Below are 21,066 nucleotides of genomic sequence, written 5' to 3' on the forward strand. Positions count from 1 at the left end.
ATGGAGGCGTTCTTAAGAATTAGATTGTTCTATTATCCTATTTTCTAATAACTTTTTTGGTTACTGTTCCTTGATCCGTGGTCACGGTCACAAAATACACCGAGCTGTTAAGGCCCGAAAGGTCCAACTTCAAGGAGGCATTACTCTTCCCAGAAACCGTGGTCACCTTCCTGCCCATCAGATCATGGACCTCCACCTTCTCCAACATCGCCAAGGGTGACGATATCTGGAGCTCCCCAGTGGTCGGGTTCGGGAACATAACTATGCTCTCCAGCGTGGCCACGTCGGTTCCCAGGATACCAGGCGTGAACTGTAGCGTGAACCTATTGTGGAACGTCCCCATCCCACTGGTGAAATTATAGGAATCGGCCCTCAGGTCGTGCACCACCCCCGTCAGGTTATCGACAAGGTACACCCCGGAACCGGAAAGCTGGGCGCCCTCAAGGTTACCGATGAAGACCTTGTACTCCGTATCGGTATCGATCAGTGTGCTGAAGCCCATCGGGACGGTCATCGACTCGTCGAAGGCCCCAAGGTTCTGTATCCCCAGTTCCCCGCTACCGTCCTGTAGGTGCGTGTAGAGCGATACCACCGTGGCCAGCCTCCTGCTGTCGTAACCGGCGTCCATCCCCAGTGTCGCCACCGGGTCGAAGGCCACAAGGGCCTGTTTCTGCATCCCGAACTCCGTGTTGGTCACGCTGAGCCAGATGCGTTCCCTGTCCTGCCCCTGAAGGCGGAGGGTGTTGTTGTTGCCCGTCCTCCTCATGGCATTGGTGAAGGTCGCCGTACCGGCCGCACTGGCCTTTATGCCGAACCCCTGCCCGGTGGATATGTACCCGTTGGGCTCCGTCGAGGTCCCGGGGTCCGAGGCCGCCGCCGTACCCCCCGAAAGGTTGTACATGGAGATGTCCTCCATGGAAAAGTTCATGCTGCCAGCACCAGGCAACGAAGGGCTAGGGGGCGTAAGGTGCTCCCAGAAGTACACCTCGTCTATCATGGCGTTGGCGTTGATAAGGTCGTCGGCCCAGATGGCGGACGGGTATGGGTTGGCCAGTACGTTGGGACTGGCGTTCTTGTTGTCCGCGGCCGTGGGGCCGGGGGTGTTCTGTATCACGGTGAAGTCCACGTCGCCCGTGTTGAGGGTGCCGCCGTCATAGGTATAGTTGAAGATACCGCCGGGCTGGCCGTAGCCCGCCTGTGGCCGCACGATGTAGCCCTCGCCCGGGTTGGCCGTGCCGGTCACCACCTCGGTCCAGAAATCGTTGTTGTCGTCAGCGAAGTTCTCCGCACCGGGGAACAGGGCCGTTACGTCAGGGTGGGGGACGAAGTCCACCGTGTTGGCCTCCAGTACCAAAAAGGCACTGCTCCAAACGCTCTCGCGCGTCTCACCGCTCATGGGGCTACCAAGGACCATGAAGTCACGGGAGGCAAGGTTAGGCGTCGTAAGGTTAACGTTGATCGTGCCGTTGTTGGTGGCTACACCAGTATCATTAGTCTGAACCACGCTTCCTGTATGCGCTACAGTAAGTAAACCGCCTGAGTTCACAATAACATCTGTCTGTACATTTAGATAATCCCCAGCTGCGACTGTAAGGTCCCCGCCAGAATTTACTTCACATAAACAAGCATCGATACTGCTATTACCTGCTCCTGAGGTATCATAAGCATCTTCAAAAACTGCAACAGCAGTAGTGGTTGGTGTTCCATTATTCCAAGCTCCACCAGTGTAGGTGGTTACCGAATTACCCAATACATTCACATCGAAAGAACAGCTTTCGGTATTGGAACCATCAGTTGTCTCGAAAGTATTGGTTGTAGTTCCCAATGAGAATGTCTCTCCAGGAGGCAATCCAGCTGTTTGAGTCGTTGTTAAGCTATCACTTTCTGTACCCTGTACCTGAATAAGTACAGCATTTTCCCCTAAATCGAAAGCAATAAGGTCTGAATACGCCAATCCTCCACTACAACTGGTATAACCTGTCGCTGTGGCATCAGGGACATTATTGGTCCCGGAATCGTTATATCCGATCATAAAGTCTTGTGTTGAAGGGGAAATTACTTCAACCGTAAATGCTGTTCCTGCTGGCAAGAAGACATCAAATGGCACAGTATGTACAAAACCACTACCTGATGGCACTGCACTAATCGCAGTAGCATAAGGCGTTACAGTGTCCGAAATTGGTACCGTGTAGGTGGTTATAGCATTATCTATTGTATTATCAAGGTATATGTTTACCGTAATGTTAGCTCCTGTGGTTGTATTTATTCCAACGTCTATTCCCGTAATGAGGTAATCCCTCGCTACTCCTTCTGTTGTTAAATTAAACCTACGTAAGTGCCCCGAAGTATCCCCGGCGCAATCCACTCCATTATTTATTAGCTCATTATTATTCTGGGACACTCTATTGCTAGTTCTACCAAAACAACCGTCACTTGGTCTAGGGAATTCGTAATCGATTTCCGGGTAACATGTAGTAATATCTGCAGGACATACAATATTTAAGGTTCCATCGCCCACAATAATGGAATCGGTATCTACCTCAACAGAGCTAGTACATATATTGGTAATGGTATAAGATACCACCGTGGTTCCCACACCTCCTATTGAAGGGTCGAAGGTGTATGTAGTTCCATTTCCGTCATCGGTAACACCAATTCCAGAATACACGCCACCAACAGGAGTTCCACCTCCAAGACCGGTTTGTACACCACTCGTAAGGCAAACTGAACTTACAGTATCTAAGGTAGGCGATCCTAATCCCGGAGGTAAGTCGAATGCTTCGGATCCATCTGCAATACTTGATGAATTTCCTTGGCTCGCACTAAACCCTAATCCCCTTCTTGCGAATGCTTCCCAAATAAGACAATTATAGGCTCCTCCATAAATGGCAGCATCTGCCGCAAGGATGGCATCCCTACCGTCGACAAACCCTGGACTACAGGGTTGTAATTTCATTCCCTCAGTTACTAGGTTAAGGGCAATATTATTCCCCCCTGTTCCATTGTAAAAGTCAGTATCGAAACCTTGGTCATCAATAAGATCCCAAGTGAGTTCCCAAAGCATGGTCGCCCAAACGTAACCCACTCCATGGGGAACAACAGACGATGGCAAGGCACTATAGGTAGTTCCGTTTACTGAAAAATCTGTACTGTAAGGTGTCGGTCTAATTCCAGGGCCATTTGCTGCTTGCCCAACTAACCACGTTCCAATTCCTCTAGAATCGTTTCTCGTATCACCTACTTCCATCGTTAATAGAAGTCCGTAAAAGTCACTCCAGCCCTCTCCCATTTGTTCTGGGGTAGTAAATCTATTTAAGCAACCGGCATTACCCGCTCCACCTGTTAGTCTGTTTGAAATACCATGACCGTATTCATGGGCAATTACTCCATTATCGAAATCTCCATCGCGTGTATTACATACGTACATCTGCATTCTTCCACGTCCTCCATCTGCGGGTGTCGCAAAATTGGCATTACAAGTACCGGATCCATCCTGTGCTTCGGAACGAACCGAATCTCCAGCTACCCCACCATTTCCGTAATTGTTCACTTGGAAGTTTCCTGAAGCTTCGTCGAAACCATAATGATAGGTTACATCGTGTATAATATTAGCCCAATAAAAAAGGTTGGTTACAGCAGCATCAATACTACCATCTCCCACAGTTACATTTGTATTGAAAGGGTCACTAAACGTCAACGTTGGACCTCCAAACGCCCTTTCGGTATCGTCTCCATCACCTGTTCCCGTTACCGTGCTCGAGCTGTCATCATACGCATCGGTATTATTCCCAATAGTATATTCAGATTCTGCTCCTGCAACACCATCTGTATCATGCCATCCAAAAGGCGATGCCACAGCGTCATCAGGATCTACTACTACTTGCCTTCCTATGGAACCATGTTGTGGGGATTCATCTGGCATGGCAATAACATTATAGCTACCTACTAAGAAAGCAGGGTTATTTTCTACTGTATAAAACAAAGCTTCTTCCTCATTTGCTACTTCCGCATCCTCATCACCATGATTATGGTTATGATCATTACCTTCATTGAAACAAGAAACCGTATAATTCATTTGGCTAATTATAGCTCCTGTACTAGCATTCACCAAAAACTCCCACCAGTCCGAAGAATCCAATTCTTCAACAGATAGTTGCCAAACAAGTGTAGTTCCCAATCCTTCTTGATAGAAGTAGGCCAACTCTACGGGGATATCTGTGGCAGAAATACCGGCCTTGTTAAAAAGTGCTTTTTGAGTATTACTTCCACTTCTCTCCAATTCTTGAAGTCCTGAAATCGCATATCCCATTTGTTGTGCCACCGAATTGATGGCTTCTGATGCTGAAATTCCCGGAGTATTTGAGCGCACAGTAGACTGAATATTGCGAACAAAATTATTGTGCTCCTTTATGATGTTTCCATTTTTGTCCTTATGAACACTGGATTCGGTACCTATAATACCAATTCCATTGACTGCTTGGCGAATATAGGTATGTTCAATCCCACTTACGCTACTTACGTGACTTGCCGTCACTACGAAGTCTGGTGAGTCCTGATTCGCTAAGAATGTTTGAATGGAAACTTGATTGCTTTCCTTCTTCTCATTTGTGTTTAATGCAGTGATCTGACTCTTTCCATTCGAGTTGTTCTGTGCCGTGGTTAGGTTGGACACAAAACACAACATCGTGAAACAAAGAACCTGTATGCATACCGTTGATGTAATTTTCATTCGCATAGGTAACTATTTATTGATGGTAACTAAAGATTATTTATTGTATAAATGTATTATTTTCCAGATGATTAAAGAACTTTTAAGCTAAACAAATAATAGCATTATAAGTAATTCATAGCACTAGAATGCACTTATGAAAACAATATGCTAAAATTACAGTAAGTTAATTCTTACGTCAAGTTTATTTTTTCCTAAACCAATTGTCAAAAATAACATTTTATCGGCAAAAAGCAACTTTTTAACGATAAAGTAATCTCAGGAATATAAAGACAAATGCCTCGATTATCGAGGCATTTATAAGAGGGTATTTAGAAACGGATTATTTTCTCACGATCCGCTTAGTAAACTTTCCTTGGTCGGTTGTTACAGTTAGGAAGTAAGTTGAACTAGCAAATCCAGAAACATCCAGTCGAAGTGCAGTATTGCCTGATCCTTCCAATTCAATTACTTTTCTTCCCATTATATCGAATACTTCCACTTTTTGAATTACAGCTTCGGTTGACGAAATATTCAATTCGCCAGACGTTGGATTCGGGAATAACGCAATGGAATCAATTACTGAACTTTCTGTGCCCAGCACCCTACTGAAACGTAATGTAAAACGATTATCAAATGTTCCCATTCCGCTTACAAATCCGTAAGAATCTGCACTTAGGTCATGAATTGTACCAGTTACATTATCTTCAAGATATACTTCTGTATTGGTCAATTCAACACCCTCTAGGTCCGCAATCGAAATCTTGTATTCGGTATCGGCATCTATTAAGGTTGAAAAACCAACTGGTACCGTAATTGAATTATCGAACGTCCCTAGGGTCTGAATGCCCAATTGTTCCATTCCATTCTGAAGGTGCGTATAAATAGATAGAACCGTAGCAAGTCTTCTACTATCGTATCCTGGGTCCATACCTTCTCCGGCATCCTCGCTAAAAGCCAACAAGGCTTGTTTCTGCATGCTGTATTGAGCTGTGGATATGTTCAACCACATACGCTCCTTATCATCCTGCAAACGCAATGTGTTATTATTATCGGTTCTTCTCATGGCGTTTGTGAAGGTTGCGGTTCCCGCTGCCGTGGCCTTTATCCCAAATCCTTGCCCAGTTGAAATATACCCATTGGGACGGGTATCTATTCCAGACAGATCGGATGCCGCCGCTGTACCTCCAGAAAGATTATACATGGAGATGTCTTCCATAGAAAAATTCATGCTGCCTGCCCCGGGTAACGATGAACTAGGAGGGGTAAGATGCTCCCAAAAATACAATTCCTCCACCATGGCATTGGCATTTATGAAATCATCAGCAAAAATTGCTGATGGGTATGGGTTTGCCAATACATTGGGGCTCGCATTTTTATTATCGGCGGCTGTTGGACCAGGGGTATTCTGTACCACGGTAAAGTTTATATTACCTGTATTCAACGTTCCGTCATCATACGTATAATTAAAAATCCCTCCGGGTTGGCCATAACCAGCCTGTGGACGTACAATATAACCTTCACCAGGCGTTACCGTTCCACTTATCACGGGAATCCAAAAGTCATTATTATCATCCGCAAAGTTCTCTGCTCCCGGAAACAGTATTGCCACATCTGGATGCGGTACAAAATTGGAAGTTTCCGCATCGAGTACAAGGAAAGCCGTATTCCAAACACTTTCACGAGTTTCTGTAGTCATGGGGCTACCCATTACCATAAAATCCCGAGAAGCCAGATTAGGTGTTGTAAGGTTTACGTTAATAGTTCCATTATTTTGAACTGCCGGACTGGTACTGGTCTGTACCACACTACCTTCATGTTCTACAATTAATGAACCATTTACGACAATATCTGCATTAACGCTGGCATACGTACCACCAGGAACGGTTAGTGTTGCTGCAGCATTAATAGTTAGTTTACAGGCATTAAGGTCACCGTGAGTATTGGTGTTATAATTGCCTGCTAAAGTGACTTCATTGGTTGCATCTGGTGCACCTGCTGGACTCCAATTCGTACCGTCCCATGTTTTAGCAACACCTCCACAAGACACAAAAGCTGCTTCTGGGCCGAAGTAATAGTTACCATCCAATCCGGTAAAAGTTCCCGTTAGGGTGACATTTGTTCCCAAATTACCAATAGTTAAAGCAGAAGTTTCGACTACATTACTCGCTGATCCCCTTGCAGCTACTAAACCTGCACGTAATTGGCCAGTAGCCGCTTCCCAACCAGCTATTTCGGCTTCAGTGAAATAAAAAGTAATGGTGTTATCGCCAGAAACTGTGGTATTTGCTGGACTAATGGTAAATGTTTTATCCATTACCAAGTTTGGTGCGACACTACCGTTATAAGATTGTGCACTTGTACCCGCTCGGGATACATATGAATCTACACAACCATAATCGAAGCTATTGTTATTGGTTATTCCCATCATGATATCATCCGAACTACTATCTGTACTGTACCTCGTACCGGTACCGTTCACCTCCATTTGATTTTGTGTAGCTGAGTTTTCTGCAGTTTGTACATCGGTAGAAACTACTGCCGATACCGACACGTCATCCAACATGAAAACAAAGGCATCGGAAGAAACACAACGGAACGTGATATAAACATCTTGGCCATCGTATGCGGACAGGTCATAGGTATACTCTGTCCACGTAATTGGCGCCTCAACATAAGGGCTGGCACTTATGAAAGTAAAACTTCCTGGATCGGTATCAGTGGTGGAAACCCCTACCTGAAAACGTTCCAAACCATAGGTATCCACTACAGATCTGGCCCAAAATTTCAATTCACTATTTGTGCCGTTCAAGGAAATCTGGGGGGTAAAAATATAGTCATCATTAAGGAATGGAGTCTGACTTTCATTAAAGCAATAATAACCTTTATCACCGGTATGCGGATCGAAATCACTTCCTGCCGCCGAGGGAGATGTTTGACTTGGATTAAACACAATAAATGTCCCTGTATAGTTCTCATTGATGAAATCGTAAGCAGTAGAACCGTAAGTGGAATCCCCATCACCATCAAACATAGTCCACCCACCCACAGGGTTAATATCGAAATCAGAATAGGTTTCGAAACCTTCTGTGAACAAGGTGGCAGTTTGTGTTGCCACCGGAACTGTATCCGGACTTGAAATTGTTAAAGTAAATGAATCTGCGCTTGTATTTGCCGTAGCATCCCCGCCGTTTGCATTTACGGTAAAATCTATGGTTACTGTTTCATCACCTTCAACCAAACCATCATGGTAAACTCGCAGCATCATATTCTGTCCAGCAGAACTACCCGAGTTAAAGGTGACACTTGAAGTTAGTAAATCGAAATCTACTCCTGTAGTAGCTGTGGAACTTCCATTGATCACAAAATTGACATCGGCGTCCGCAGATGGCGCCAAAGCAATACTTAATGGTACATTAATATCTGTAAAGCAGGCATCCGCATCTTCCGTTGCATCACCCGTGGCACTTGAAAAACTAATCTCTGGGGTATCAGGAGCCAATTTAAAGGAATACACCCTAACCTGTCTGCCATTAGTACCGCCATCTCCCGAATACTCCGAAGTTACCCAAAAGGTTTGATCATCGCTAGGATCCCTTACCGCCTGGCCGTAATCACCATATCGGTCGTTACCTGTGACCGAATTGGTTCCTGAGATTACAAGGTTTTCACCAAAAGTCATATCCCCTGCGGTATCACTAGCCAAACGACCCGTGTAATATAAAGATGGGAAAGTAGACGATCCTGTTTTGGTATATCCTAATCCAATATTCCCTTGATCGTCCATAGACATACAACCCATAAATACAGATTCTTTAAGTGCCACTGTAGTTTGGGTAGGATCTGTAAAGGTTCCTTCCTGATGCACGGTCCAAGTGCCACCCGCATCTGTACTTCTTAATTCCACCCAACGGATTCCCGATTTTTGAGTTCCATTCTGAATCTCAACCACCCAATTCAGCAATATAACCTCGTAGGTTGGAAACTTGTACCAGTGACACATATTCATTACAGCGCCAACAATTGCATCAATCCTCTGACTAACCCCAGGCTGCTGTAAATTAGCAAATCCACCAGCAATGGCAGCATCGAATGCCGTTGTTGGAATTTGAATCTTTCCTGAAATAGTAGAATTGGCAATGGTTGTTGCATTCGTCCAATCCATATCAATATTCCACAATCCAATATGATCGGAGGTTACTCCAGAAAATGCGTCATCCTGATAGAATAATATTTTAGCATCGCCTGTAGCAGCACCTGCTCCTTCAGAATGTGCGGGAATTGGAGCTGCAAATCCAGCTGACCCCAATCCTGAAGGGGAAAAACCAGCAATCTCAGCACTTCCGTCCCCAGCGAGCATTTTATTTCTATTAAAAGTATATACCTTCTGTGCCCCTGTAAAATTACCGGCGGTCACATACGTGTCTCCCCAAACTCCGTAATGCGGATAGTCATTACCTGCGGTCAATTCATATTCATATACATTATAGGATCCCGTTGGATCTGGCGTTGTGGAAATACCGATAAGAAACACATCGTCACTTTGGGATGGGTTTCCAGATAATTGAAATTGAGACAAGAACCAGCGATCTGCCTCCCTATCATACATTACCACTGGGTCACCTGCATTATCTGCATGTGTAGGACCGGAAAGCGGGTCTGTAAGTAATTTTGGGAAACCTGAGGCCATTACCCCAGTTTTATCATACACCGCCCATTGCCCATTTTCCATAGTTACAATATGGTTTGGGCCCACGGCCATTGACGGATCTGGAGGGGAAACATTAAGACCTATTGATTCAAAACTCACCAAAGGGGCTCTAGTTGAAGAAGTTCTGTGATGCCCTTCTGGTCCCTGCATCAATGGATCTACTGATGTACTACTACTTCCGGCTGCATTTAAATAAGCTAATTTTCTTTTCCTCTTTTGGCTCATTTCGCTCGTGGTATTCACCCCATCTTTTGGGACATAATAGCCATCGAAAGTGACAAGATCATCACAGACCGGCATATCCCTAACGGGCTTGGAAACGTAGAAGTTTTTTGGATAAATAATTTTGGTTGGATACTTACTTGTTTTATAGGTATCACTCTTCTCACTTGTCTTTTCTTGCGCTACAATTGCTGTTACCATGAACAGCATGAGCAAAAGTAAGGTTGGTTTTCTTCTTCTCATAAATCAGATTTTATCAGGTCCAAAAATTTCGCCAAGTCCAATGAGAACGAAAGCTTATAACTTATGCTCGCAATGGCCAAATAGGGTTATTGAAGCCATCTATCCCAATTAATTCGACGATCTCCAAATTTACATTTTTATCGATAAAAAACAACTTTTAGACGATAAAACGTAATTCTATTGTATAAAAAAAGCTCCATGTTTCCACGAAGCTTTTTTTGTTTTTTTTGAAGAATTATCCTCCGAAATCATCGAATCGAATATTCTCATCCGGAATTCCAAAATCCTCTCCCATCTTCTGAACGGCTTGGTTCATTAATGGTGGGCCACAGAAATATAATTCAATATCCTCTGGAGTATCGTGTAGGTTTAGGTAATTATCTATTACAACCTGATGAATAAACCCAACAAAACCATCTCCTTCTCCTTCAATTCCTTCTTTTACTTTCCAGTTATCTTCTGGAAGTGGTTCTGATAACGCCATATAGAATTTAAAGTTCGGGAAGTCTCTTTCCAATGCCCTGAAGTGTTCTATGTAGAACAGCTCTCTCTTAGAACGCCCACCATACCAATAGGTCACTTTACGTCCTGTTTTCAATGTTTTGAATAAATGGTATAGATGCGAACGCATTGGCGCCATTCCAGCTCCACCTCCTACATATAGCATTTCGGCTTCGGAAGGGTTGATAAAAAACTCACCGTAAGGTCCCGAAATCACAACTTTGTCTCCTGGTTTCTGGGCGAATATATAGGAAGAAGCTATTCCTGGGTTTACTTGCATCCATTGGTTCTTAGCTCGATCCCATGGTGGAGTAGCAATACGTACATTCAACATAATCTCACGTCCTTCAGCAGGGTAAGAAGCCATAGAATAGGCTCTTTCCACTGTTTCTGTATTCTTCATTACCAAAGGCCAAAGACCAAACTTGTCCCATTCCGCTTGGAATTTATCTGCAGTCTCATGCTCCTCAGGGTGGGCAGTGATATCAATATCTTCGTATTTAATCTCGCAAGGAGGAATTTCAATCTGGATATATCCCCCTGCTTTGTAATTCATATCTTCAGGAATCTCTACTACAAACTCCTTGATAAACGATGCTACGTTGTAGTTACGAACCACTGTAGCATCCCATTTCTTGATTCCGAAAACTTCTTCAGGTATATGAATATTCATATCCTGCTTTACCTTTACTTGACAGGCCAGACGTGCACCTTCTTTTAGTTCCTTCCTCGTGAAATGAGGGGTTTCTGTTGGCAATGCTTCCCCTCCTCCATCTAAAACATGGCATTCACACTGAATACAGGTTCCACCACCACCACAGGCAGAAGGCAAGAATACTTTCTGATTTCCTAAAGTAGAAAGCAAAGTACCACCAGAAGGTACTTCTATTTTCTTTTCGTCATTAATGGTTATAGTAACGGGGCCAGATGGAGAAAGCTTTTGTTTTGTAAACAATAGCAGTGCCACCAAAAGGAGAACCAACACTAAAAATGCAACCACGGTGGCTACAATTACACCCAATGTACTTGCTAAGATCATAGTCTAATTGTTTTTTTCTGAAACCACCGCTTGGGCAGTTTCTGTATCTTCTTCAACTTCAATAACTTTTTCTTCTACCTGTGCGGCAGAAGTCTCACCTTCTTTGGCTTCATCATCCCCACCGGTTAGCATTCCTCCAAAACTCATAAATCCAATCGCCATTAAACCAGTAATAATAAACGTAATTCCCAATCCCCTTAAAGGTGCCGGTACATTGGAATAACGGATTTTTTCTCGAATGGCAGCAATGGCAAGAATTGCCAAGAACCATCCTATCCCAGAGCTGAACCCATAATTAAGTGCCAACCCAAAACTTTCTATTTCTCGGGATTGCATGAATAACGATCCTCCCAAAATTGCACAGTTAACGGCAATAAGTGGCAAGAAAATACCCAATGAATTATATAGGGAAGGCGAAAAGCGCTCTACTACAATCTCCACCAACTGTACCATTGTTGCAATAGTAGCGATGAATAGGATAAAGGAAAGGAAGCTTAGGTCGTAATCTGCATACTCTGCGCCCAACCATGTTAGCGCTCCTTCTTGTAATATATATTGATCTAGTAACCAGTTTAGGGGTACGGTAACGGTAAGTACAAAAATTACCGCAGCACCCAACCCAACAGCTGTGCTTACTTTTTTAGACACGGCTAGGTAGGAACACATTCCAAGGAATGTGGCAAATACCATGTTGTCTACGAAAATCGATTTAAAAAATAACTCAAGATGTTCCATAACTCTTTTGTTTCTATACTAGACCTACTAGTTTTCTTCGATTAATGCCCTGTTCTTATAACGTTGAACCCATATAATGATTCCCACCACGATCAATGCCATTGGTGATAACAACATAAAACCGTTGTTCTCATATCCCGTGGCATATAATCCTGTTTGTTCGATTGGGTCTCCCAAAACGGGGATTCCCAATAATGTACCAGAACCTAAAAGTTCCCTAAAAAATCCAACGATGATCAAAATCACAGCGTATCCCAAGGCATTTCCAATTCCGTCAAGGAAAGACCTCCAAGGACCATTACCCAAAGCAAAGGCCTCAAAACGTCCCATGATGATACAGTTCGTAATAATTAATCCAATAAATACCGAAAGTTCCTTACTTAACTCATAGGCAAATGCTTTCAACACCTGATCTACGATAATCACCAAAGTCGCAACTACAATTAGCTGTACGATGATTCGAATTTTAGATGGAATGATGTTTCTCATTAATGAGATAACCACGTTACCTACTCCCAATACAAAGAGTACAGAAATAGACATTACGATCGAAGCTTTTAACTGGGCTGTAATCGCAAGTGCCGAACAGATACCCAATACCTGAATGGTAATTGGGTTGTTATCTGCCAAAGGATCTAAAATTAGCTTGCTATCTTTCTTTGATAATAATCCCATCTGCTTAGTTTTTTAAGTTTTTGAAATAAGGCACATATAGCTTAAGATCACTTCGCAACATGGCAGAAACCCCATCTCCAGTAATCGTAGCACCGGCAATGGCATCTACCTCGTTATCATCTTTAATTTCATTCTTTGGATCGGCATTACTCTTCGATGCTGTAATTCCCTTGAAATTACCTGATGAATCGAAAAGATGTTCTCCTTCAAAATCATCCATAAAAAATCGCTCCTTGATATTCGCCCCCAATCCTGGGGTCTCCCCTTTGTGATCGAAGAACGCTCCTTGAACAATCATATCTTCGTCCATGGCAACGTATCCCCATATTGCATCCCAAAGTCCTTTTCCGCGAACTGGGGCAATGTAATAGGTCTTGCCATCTTTCTCTCCAATGAATAAAGGGAGACGTCTAGCATAGGAAGGATCCTTAGCCAATTTCTTTTCCTTCTTAATATCTATTAAGTAGGCCAAAGTATCTTCGGTTTCCTTACCATCTTGAAGCACTATCTGCTTCTTAATGAATTTTCCGAATTCTTCATTTACCACCTCAGTGCTTACGAAGTTCACGCTATTCCCTTCGTTCTCATTAACACCCATGGCGTATAAAATGTTCTGTTTCTTTTCGAATTTTTCATTCGCCTTAATGGTAGGTTTTAACCCACTGGCAAATCCCGCCAAAATGGATCCTACCACAATCACCATAACAATGGCGAAGATGACGGTGTAACTATTTTTATCAGTATTTATAGCCATAGTTATGCGGTTTTAACTTTTAGACGTTTTGCCCTTCTCTTTATGTTTCCTTGTAACACATAGTGATCAATGGTTGGTGCAAATACGTTCATTAATAGAATTGCAAGCATTACCCCTTCCGGATAGGCCGGGTTAAACACTCGAATGGTAACCGAAATGAATCCTATTAAGAATCCATAAACCCATTTACCTTTATTGGTTTGAGAGGCAGTCACAGGGTCCGTAGCCATATAGACAATACCAAAGGCCAGTCCACCAATCAATAAGTGATGCCAGAATTCGGTATTCATTAAACTAAAGAACTTACTTCCTTCTCCAATCCATCCTTGGTCTACAACTACGTTGAAGATCAATCCCATGGCCAAAGCACCTACTACGGCAGACACCATGATTCGCCAACTACCAATCTTCGTAAAGATTAGGAAGAGTGCACCTATTAATATGAGCATGGTCGAGGTTTCCCCAATAGACCCAGGAATGAGACCGTAGAACATATCCATAAGGTCAAAATCCAAGGGTTTGTTTTGTGCCAATCCACCGAGAATCGTTTCCCCTGAAATAGCATCCACTCCATTAGTTGAAACCCAATCTTTTGCTCCATGAACCCATACTTTGTCACCACTCATCCAAGTTGGATAGGCAAAGAATAGGAAAGCACGGATAGTCAAAGCGGGGTTTAGGATATTCATACCTGTTCCCCCAAATACTTCTTTTCCGATAACCACACCGAATACAACAGCTACAGCCAACATCCATAGTGGAATATCTACTGGAACGATAAGTGGTACTAGCATACCCGTAACCAAATAACCTTCTTCTACTTCGTGACCTTTTATGACAGCGAACAGAAATTCTACCGCCAATCCCACAGCGTAAGATACCACTACGATAGGCAATACCTTCCATGCGCCAATACCGAAGTTTGCCATATTCCAGAATTCTGGAGATAAAAACCCAGCGGCCTTTGTAATCTCTCCAGTGGCTAGGTGGTGTTGGTAACCTGCATTAAAAATTCCAAAGATCAAACATGGAACCAATGCCATGATCACCGTGTTCATGGTACGCTTTAAATCGTCCGCACCTTTCACATGAGTTCCATTGTGAGTTATTTCATTCGGCAGATAAAGGAACGTATGCAAGGCGTTAAACGCCGGTGCCATTTTTTTCCCTTTATACTTTTCCTTTAGCTTATGTAAATTTTGTTTCAATCCCATAGCGTTATCCTATTTCTTTATACATTAAATCCAACCCTTCCCTTATTATTTGCTGGTGCGGTTGTTTAGATACGCATACAAATTCGGTTAGTGAGAAATCTTCTGGTGCCACCTCGTACATCCCGAGTGCCTCCATCTGATCTAGGTCCTTTACCATACAGGCTTTCAAAATCTGCAATGGGAAAATATCTAGTGGGAATACGCTTTCGTAATTACCTGTAACCACAAAAGCCCTGTGTTCACCATTGGTGTTGGTGTTAAGGTCATACTTCTTTTTGGGCATCATCCATGAGAATGTCAATGCCCTAGAAGGTGAAATTTTATTAAATATAGGTTTGTTCCATCCAAAGAATTCGTAATCATCTCCCTCTGGAATTACACTCACCGTATTACTATAAAAGCCCAAATGTCCTTTTGGCGAAATTTGTGTTCCTGTTAGTACATCACCACTAATGATTCGTACATTCTCTTCAGAAAGACCAGAATCATAGACAAATGTTGCTACCTCAGATCCTATCTTGGTGGTATAATACTTAGGTGTCTTTACACAAGAACCCGCTAGGGCAATTACTCGTTCCGCATTGAACTTCCCAGTGAGGATCAATTCCCCAATAATTACCAAGTCCTGTGCGGCTACGGTCCAAACTACCTCTCCCTTGTTTACTGGATCTATTTTAGCAATTTGGGTTCCCACATTTCCTGCAGGGTGTGGTCCGCTTACCCGGTGTATGGTAACATCTTTTATTCCATCGAAGGGAGAAGCACCAGATTTACCTATCCCAACATGTACTTGTCCTTCGGTCAATTTGCTCAATGCAGTGAGTGCAGCTTGCAATTCAGACTCCTTACCTTTTAAGGTAAAGTCAAGGTCTGCCGCCATAGGTGCAGTACTGTATCCAGAAACAAAGATTGCTTTGGGAGCATTTGCTGGATTGGCCACCACATCGTACGGACGTTGTTTAATAAAAGGCCAACATCCTGAAGACAACAAATGATTTTTGAGGTCCTCTGGCTTCATTGAATCCGGGTTAATAATCCCAAAATCCTTGTAGGTGTCTTGTTGATCACCTTCTATGGTAATTTTGGTTATGACTCGCTTTGCACCCCTTTCAATCTCGGTAAGTGTTCCACTTACTGGTGAAACAAACTTGATCTCCTCATTGGATTTACTATAGAAAATAGTATCCCCTGCCTGAACTTTGGCTCCTTCTTTCAGTATCATTTTAGGGGTAACGAGATGAAAATCTTGAGGTCTTATGGCGAAAGTACGGGAGCGTGGTGCTTTGGAGAGGGTTTTATCCGCTTCGCCTTTTAAATTAATCGTAAGACCTTTTCTAATCTTAATGTCTTTGGACATAGGATATATGTGTTAAAGTTCTCGTAAAAATCAGAACATCGAATTGTTCAGATTTTGCGACGGCAAATTTACGAACTAAAAGCTGCTTTTCATAATAAAAGGAAATAATTTTCACCCTCTGGCAACGGTAAGGTTTTCGAAAAAGATTTAGGCACAAAATTTGTTTACCTTTATGCACAAAACCATTCAATTCATGCTAAGAAGAGCATTTTTCTTTTTCGGTTTACTGGGAATGGCACTACAGATGCAAGCCCAGATCATTGAAAAAATAGAACCGGAATACATTCGAACCATCCAGTTTAAAGGTAATTCCCAATTCAGTCAACTACCAATTATTCGGTTGGGAGAAAATCTTCAACTTTCTTTCGACGATATAAATGGCACCGAAGAAGATTACTATTATGTAATAACGCACCATGACTTCGATTGGACCGAAAGTGATCTTTCCAAAGGCGAATACATGGACGGTTTCGACGATGTTCGGATAGAGACCTATGAAAATTCACTGAATTCCCTTCAACTGTATTCGCATTATACCCTTACTATTCCTAATCGCGAAACACGCCGCATAAAGAAAAGCGGAAATTACCTTTTAAGCATTTACGATTATGATGGCGAATTGGTATTTACGCGAAAATTCATGGTGATGGAGCAGGAAGTTAAAGTGGCAGTTGAAGTAAAGCGCTCTCGGGACATCCAATTTATTGAAACCAAACAGAGTGTTCAGTTTACAATAGACTCCCCTGAAAGGATACTGATCAATCCAAAGAAAAATGTAAAGACACTCGTTCTTCAGAACAGTAATTTAAAAACAGCCATTACCGACCTCGTCCCACAATATACTATTGGCAGCGAACTTATATACCGATACGATCAAGAAAGTGCATTTTGGGCAGGGAATGAATTCCTGAACTTTGATAGTAAAGAAGTGCGAGGGGCAAATAACACCATACGACGTATTGAACTTAATGACTTATTCGACCATTACCTCTACACCCAGCTATCACGGGCAGATAGACCTTACACCTTCTTCCCGGACATAAACGGGAATTTTGTGGTTCGCACCTTTGGAATCGACTCTGATAGAAACCCCAATATCGAAGCCGAATACATTCGCATGCATTTCAACCTCCAGTATTATGAGGATATCGGCAATAAGGAAATCCACATGTATGGAAACTTCAACAATTGGGCAATCGATGAAAGCACCTATATGAAGTATAATCCGGCAACTGATTCATTTCAAAATACCCGACTCTTTAAGCAAGGGTTCTATAACTACCGATTTGTATTGGTAGATCGGGACGGCTCTATCGATCAAGGTGTAATTGGGGGCAATTTCTGGCAAACGGAAAATAATTATACCGTTATTGTTTATTACCGTGGACCTGGGGAGCGGTTCGATCGCGTGATTGGTTATGGAAGGGCAAGTTCTACCAATATAAATAACAATTAATCCTTCGGTGCAGACCTATATTCTTTTCTAGGGTTAATTCCGTTTTGACAAAACAGACGTGCTACTTTCGTTAAGTTTTTTAACTTTACGATATGTCTGACCAACTCCCCGCAGAACAGAAAGGGCGGAAAGCCACCAAATACAGAGGGCCCAAATGCTTGAATTGTGGCACCCCTTTAGAATTGAGTGATGTCTATTGCTCCTATTGCGGGCAACTGAACACTACTAAAAGCCTTGCGTTAAAGGACTTTTTTGGAGAATTTATTGGCAGTATCATTACTTACGATTCGCGTTTTAGGTATACCCTAAAGGATTTATTGTTCAAACCCGGTGTAATTACACGTAACTATGTGGGAGGGCAACGTCTTAAGTACGCCAATCCATTCCGGTTTTTCCTAAGCGTTTCCATTATATACTTTTTGGTTCAGAGCATCATAGCTTCCGTAACAGGTCAAAATAGTTTTATAAACGATTCCAGTAATTCCGGACCTAATTTTGAATTGAAAAAAGACGAAAACGACAACTTTAAATTGATCCCCCAAACGCCAGATAGTATTAGTATAGACTCCATCTTAGAAGCACAGGGAATTCCAACTGCTGCCATCCCCTTGGATTCGATTCTAGCTCACAATGAAATTGGGAGTACCAAAAAACTGGATTCGCTGATTAATGATCAAATCAATTCGAAAAAGGAGCAAGACAGCCTCAACACTTACGAGTACATTTCTGAAGAAAGCTTGGACACCTTGAACAGGTTGAATAAAATTGTAAAGCGATTTAGCCTGTACTACGATTTCTACGATGCAACAAAAATTGAAGACCCCGTAAGGGCCCTCGACAGCTTAAAGCACAAGAATACCAGTTATAACAGATGGGCCTACCAAAAGAATGAAGTATTTGAGCAGATAAAGGAGCATCCGGCCGAATTTGCCACCTATTTATTTGAAAAGACCCCATTCTTTGTTTTCTTTTTTACCCCTTTTTATGCCTTGTTCTTTTGGCTTATCTACTCCAAGAAGAAATACACCTATATGGAACACATGATTTTCATCTTCCATATCTTTAGTTTCATTTTCCTAGCCATGCTTATTGCCCTACTTCCGGATTACCTCATTGGCCAGGAGGTTTTCGTTGCCGCACTTTTCTTGCTTATTGGCCCCTTCTATTTTTACAAAGCATTGCGTAATTTTTACAAGCAAAACCGATTCATTACCATTATAAAATTTATTTTCCTAAATTTCGTTTTTGGAATAAGCGCTACCATAAGTGCCATTCTGTTTTTTACCGTTACTGCGGCCATGTATTGATATGATACAATTAACTACACAAGGGATTAAGGTTTCTGTCGAGAGCCAGTTCGAAGATGCTTTTTACAACAAGCAGCAGAAGCAGTATGCCTTTTCGTATCGTATCACTATTGAAAATAATAGTTCAGAATCCATTCAATTAATTTCCAGGTATTGGCTTATAAAAGATTCCTTGAACCATACCGCAGTGGTTGAAGGCAATGGCGTAATTGGACTACAGCCCATCATTGGCCCAGGAAAATCCCACACCTATGAAAGTGGATGTGCGCTTCTTTCACCTTTTGGATCAATGCAGGGACACTACAATATAGTTTCCCAAAGCAAAAAAATAAAAGTAGGAATTCCGTTGTTTAAGCTGAACGCACCTTTCGCGATGAACTAAAGGCCATGTAAGTCGTCAGACCCTCAAGTTTCAGCTTTTTCCCATCTTGAAGCACGTGACAAAACCCGCAATGGGAATCGTATATAAACTCAAAGGATGTCGAGGCATTAAACTCCTCAGAAAGGTATATCCCGTCATAATCCACCTCCATCAAGTCGTTATACCTACGTATCCTGAAATGAGATTTGGGAAGCTCTTCATCCAATATCAATTCAAACCAAGCGTTACTTCCAGTACCTGTCAATTTTTGAGCATTCTTTGGAAGGACGCTAGAATCAACCATAGAACTGGAAGGATAGCGTTTTTTATCGAAGTAATTAGTAAGATTCTCCTTAAATGCCGAGCCTAGGAAAGGCTTAACCTCTTTATTAAAAACTTCATACACCTCACCAAATGAAGCTGCTTTTTCCACATTACCTACGGTACTGGGGGTGAATTTTTTATTGAATTTTAGTGATTTTACAATTTTAGAATCACTAGTAGAGGCCAAAATGGTATCGGTTACGAAACGGGAGCAATTGCTTCCATTTTTATTGAAAGCCCCATAGGGAATACTGCCCCTTTCCTGAAGACTTAAAATATAGCGCTGCGCCCTTTCGTGATCTATACTGTAGCAAATGGAAGCCAAGAGCCTTCCTTCCCCATGTGTTTTATGTGGGTGGGCATCTAACCAGAGTAAAAGCTCGTGATCATTTTTCACTCTTCCCCTTTCACAAAACTCTGCTTTTAATGGCACATGGAGTTCAGCATCCGTATTTGCACCCCTTACACGCCCATGGCCTTTTGGTGTAACGTATCTTCCAAAATCGAAATACTGTACATTTCCGGTTTTATTTTCAACCAGCATAAGAGCAGCATGCCCCGCCTTAATGTACTCGCGGGTTCCTAGACCTACCAGTGGCAATACATTGCATATCCATTCATCGCTCATGGTAACGAATGTATCTGGGTACGCTAATACGAATAGAGTTCCTGTATGCTTCAAAATTCAAGTTTTTTCGATCGCATTGTTTGCAAATCTTCGTACAAGAAAGTACCAAGATCGTCATTTTTTTCGATCTGACTAATGCTCTTAGTCTTAACAAAACCCCTATTCATTACAAGATCGGTTTCAGGATCGCCTTCACCCGCATTTTTATGAAAATCTAAAAGTGCCTTGCTATCAATATAATTGCTTGTTTTAAGGAAATTGGAAAACCAATGCTCTCTCTTCTTCTTCATCTCCGTGTTATATAATAATGAAGAAGACCAAATACTGGGCTTAATGGGTCTTTCCGAAAAATGCCTAGTGTTTCCGTCCCATACCAATTCATGAATTTTCAGGGAAGTGCTCCAGTCTATCGTAACCACGGTAAATGGCTCGACTCCTTCAAAATCAAATCGCTCAATTTCATGAACTGCATTTTCGGCGGTTAAAAGTGAGGTCACTATAATTCCGCGGCTCATTCGATAGCTTGCTTCTCGAACATGAGGTTCGAAGCCACCATTAAGCAGGCATACCAATCGATTCCTATCGCTTACCCCAAGCCATGTCCCACCAGCCACTTCGTCTTTTGGAAAAATCATCCTAGCATCTTCTGCCATGTATTCGGCAGGAGGCAACGTTCTCCTTACAGGCGATTCGTCCCTGTTTGACGTTAGAATAAAGCCCGTTTCGGTGTTGGGAAAAAAGGTAAGGGTACACATAAATATCAATTAAAATGAAATAACCTAACACTACAAAAATAAGTATATCCTAGGTAACAAAATTCCATGTCTAAAA

13 protein-coding genes are annotated in these 21,066 nt (G+C 42.5%); 3 read left to right on the forward strand and 10 right to left on the reverse strand.

Annotated features, from left to right (window positions below; genetic code table 11):
* Nucleotides 1-37 precede the first annotated feature (37 nt).
* From AC6JAD_RS01890 to AC6JAD_RS01925, 8 genes are all read right to left on the reverse strand, one after another.
* On the reverse strand, nucleotides 38-4,729 hold the full coding sequence (locus tag AC6JAD_RS01890; RefSeq protein ID WP_497865915.1) for a M36 family metallopeptidase: 4,692 nt from the start codon (nucleotides 4,727-4,729) through the stop codon (nucleotides 38-40).
* A 322-nt stretch (nucleotides 4,730-5,051) separates the two neighbouring features.
* Complete coding sequence (locus tag AC6JAD_RS01895) at nucleotides 5,052-9,884, reverse strand: DUF8693 domain-containing protein (RefSeq protein ID WP_461302839.1); 4,833 nt, start codon at nucleotides 9,882-9,884, stop codon at nucleotides 5,052-5,054.
* 235 nt (nucleotides 9,885-10,119) lie between these two features.
* Complete coding sequence (gene nqrF / locus AC6JAD_RS01900) at nucleotides 10,120-11,424, reverse strand: NADH:ubiquinone reductase (Na(+)-transporting) subunit F (protein ID WP_461302838.1); 1,305 nt, start codon at nucleotides 11,422-11,424, stop codon at nucleotides 10,120-10,122.
* A gap of 3 nt (nucleotides 11,425-11,427) precedes the next feature.
* A complete protein-coding gene (nqrE, locus tag AC6JAD_RS01905; protein ID WP_461302837.1) occupies nucleotides 11,428-12,159 on the reverse strand; it encodes an NADH:ubiquinone reductase (Na(+)-transporting) subunit E in 732 nt (243 codons plus the stop codon).
* Nucleotides 12,160-12,186: 27 nt separating this feature from the next.
* The gene (locus tag AC6JAD_RS01910) at nucleotides 12,187-12,834 is read right to left on the reverse strand and encodes an NADH:ubiquinone reductase (Na(+)-transporting) subunit D (protein WP_461302836.1); all 648 of its coding nucleotides are present in this window, start codon (nucleotides 12,832-12,834) and stop codon (nucleotides 12,187-12,189) included.
* A 4-nt stretch (nucleotides 12,835-12,838) separates the two neighbouring features.
* Nucleotides 12,839-13,588 carry a Na(+)-translocating NADH-quinone reductase subunit C gene (locus tag AC6JAD_RS01915; protein WP_461302835.1) on the reverse strand — a complete coding sequence of 250 codons (750 nt, stop codon included), beginning with the start codon at nucleotides 13,586-13,588 and terminating at the stop codon, nucleotides 12,839-12,841.
* 2 nt (nucleotides 13,589-13,590) lie between these two features.
* The gene (locus AC6JAD_RS01920; protein ID WP_461302834.1) at nucleotides 13,591-14,802 is read right to left on the reverse strand and encodes an NADH:ubiquinone reductase (Na(+)-transporting) subunit B; all 1,212 of its coding nucleotides are present in this window, start codon (nucleotides 14,800-14,802) and stop codon (nucleotides 13,591-13,593) included.
* A gap of 4 nt (nucleotides 14,803-14,806) precedes the next feature.
* Complete coding sequence (locus AC6JAD_RS01925) at nucleotides 14,807-16,159, reverse strand: Na(+)-translocating NADH-quinone reductase subunit A (protein WP_461302833.1); 1,353 nt, start codon at nucleotides 16,157-16,159, stop codon at nucleotides 14,807-14,809.
* Between the two features lie 193 nt (nucleotides 16,160-16,352).
* On the opposite strand from AC6JAD_RS01925, the gene AC6JAD_RS01930 reads away from it, so the two are divergent.
* From AC6JAD_RS01930 to apaG, 3 genes are all read left to right on the forward strand, one after another.
* Nucleotides 16,353-17,615: a type IX secretion system plug protein gene (locus tag AC6JAD_RS01930; RefSeq protein ID WP_461302857.1), complete on the forward strand. Its 1,263-nt coding sequence runs from the start codon at nucleotides 16,353-16,355 to the stop codon at nucleotides 17,613-17,615.
* Between the two features lie 92 nt (nucleotides 17,616-17,707).
* Nucleotides 17,708-18,922: a DUF3667 domain-containing protein gene (locus AC6JAD_RS01935; RefSeq protein ID WP_461302832.1), complete on the forward strand. Its 1,215-nt coding sequence runs from the start codon at nucleotides 17,708-17,710 to the stop codon at nucleotides 18,920-18,922.
* A 1-nt stretch (nucleotide 18,923) separates the two neighbouring features.
* Nucleotides 18,924-19,304, forward strand: coding sequence for a Co2+/Mg2+ efflux facilitator ApaG/CorD (gene apaG, locus AC6JAD_RS01940; RefSeq protein ID WP_461302831.1), 381 nt, complete (start codon nucleotides 18,924-18,926; stop codon nucleotides 19,302-19,304).
* Here apaG and AC6JAD_RS01945 read toward each other — a convergent pair.
* Nucleotides 19,273-20,289, reverse strand: a complete 1,017-nt coding sequence (locus tag AC6JAD_RS01945) for a DUF6695 family protein (RefSeq protein ID WP_461302830.1) — start codon at nucleotides 20,287-20,289, stop codon at nucleotides 19,273-19,275. The two genes, apaG and AC6JAD_RS01945, sit on opposite strands and share 32 nt — an antisense overlap.
* Complete coding sequence (locus tag AC6JAD_RS01950) at nucleotides 20,286-20,990, reverse strand: NRDE family protein (RefSeq protein WP_461302829.1); 705 nt, start codon at nucleotides 20,988-20,990, stop codon at nucleotides 20,286-20,288. Before AC6JAD_RS01950 ends, AC6JAD_RS01945 begins: the two co-directional genes overlap by 4 nt.
* Nucleotides 20,991-21,066: the final 76 nt, after the last annotated feature.

The sequence above is a fragment of the Aureisphaera sp. genome, assembly GCF_059726885.1.

Coding starts and splice junctions, on each gene's coding strand:
- AC6JAD_RS01890 (WP_497865915.1), bottom strand. CDS start 4,729: ATGAAAATTACATCAACGGTATGCATACAGGTTCTTTGTTTCACGATG.
- AC6JAD_RS01895 (WP_461302839.1), bottom strand. CDS start 9,884: ATGAGAAGAAGAAAACCAACCTTACTTTTGCTCATGCTGTTCATGGTA.
- nqrF (WP_461302838.1), bottom strand. CDS start 11,424: ATGATCTTAGCAAGTACATTGGGTGTAATTGTAGCCACCGTGGTTGCA.
- nqrE (WP_461302837.1), bottom strand. CDS start 12,159: ATGGAACATCTTGAGTTATTTTTTAAATCGATTTTCGTAGACAACATG.
- AC6JAD_RS01910 (WP_461302836.1), bottom strand. CDS start 12,834: ATGGGATTATTATCAAAGAAAGATAGCAAGCTAATTTTAGATCCTTTG.
- AC6JAD_RS01915 (WP_461302835.1), bottom strand. CDS start 13,588: ATGGCTATAAATACTGATAAAAATAGTTACACCGTCATCTTCGCCATT.
- AC6JAD_RS01920 (WP_461302834.1), bottom strand. CDS start 14,802: ATGGGATTGAAACAAAATTTACATAAGCTAAAGGAAAAGTATAAAGGG.
- AC6JAD_RS01925 (WP_461302833.1), bottom strand. CDS start 16,159: ATGTCCAAAGACATTAAGATTAGAAAAGGTCTTACGATTAATTTAAAA.
- AC6JAD_RS01930 (WP_461302857.1), top strand. CDS start 16,353: ATGCTAAGAAGAGCATTTTTCTTTTTCGGTTTACTGGGAATGGCACTA.
- AC6JAD_RS01935 (WP_461302832.1), top strand. CDS start 17,708: ATGTCTGACCAACTCCCCGCAGAACAGAAAGGGCGGAAAGCCACCAAA.
- apaG (WP_461302831.1), top strand. CDS start 18,924: ATGATACAATTAACTACACAAGGGATTAAGGTTTCTGTCGAGAGCCAG.
- AC6JAD_RS01950 (WP_461302829.1), bottom strand. CDS start 20,990: ATGTGTACCCTTACCTTTTTTCCCAACACCGAAACGGGCTTTATTCTA.